General features: G+C 60.9%; 1 rRNA gene. It reads right to left on the bottom strand.

What is annotated here, in order from left to right:
* Positions 1-444: 444 nt before the first annotated feature.
* A 16S ribosomal RNA gene (locus tag QSK03_RS32950) occupies positions 445-547 on the bottom strand; the annotation flags it as partial.

Here is a 547-nt window from a genome sequence, read left to right as displayed (position 1 = left end):
CCCACGTCCTTCATCGGCTCCTGATGCCCAGGCATCCACCGTGCGCCCTTGACAACTTGACCAACACACACATCAAGAAATCACGACACAAATGTGCACAGAAACAAAAGATGCTCGCGTCCACTGTACAATTCTCAACGACCACACGAACCAGCGCCCACCCCCACCAACCGGCGAGGAGGGCGCTGCCCGTCCCAAAGAACACAACCCCCCGCCCCCACCAAGGGGCAGGCCGTTGTCCTCTCAGGACCCAACAGTGTGCCGGCCCAGCAAAACGCTGGACACGTTCGGTGTTTCCACTTTTCTCGAGCAACCCGATCCCGAACCCGAACATCCCGAAAGACGCTGCGGGCTGGTACGAGGGCCCTCCACCACCAGCAACCACGATGCACAGAACACACGTCTGTGGACACCCGGCCGGCGGTGTTCGGTGAAGCTCCTTAGAAAGGAGGTGATCCAGCCGCACCTTCCGGTACGGCTACCTTGTTACGACTTCGTCCCAATCGCCAGTCCCACCTTCGACCGCTCCCCCCCTGACGGGTTGGGC

Source organism: Actinomycetospora sp. NBRC 106375, assembly GCF_030269665.1.
Taxonomy (GTDB): domain Bacteria; phylum Actinomycetota; class Actinomycetes; order Mycobacteriales; family Pseudonocardiaceae; genus Actinomycetospora.
Note: the sequence above shows the minus strand (reverse complement) of the source record. Positions and strands in the feature narration are given on the sequence as shown.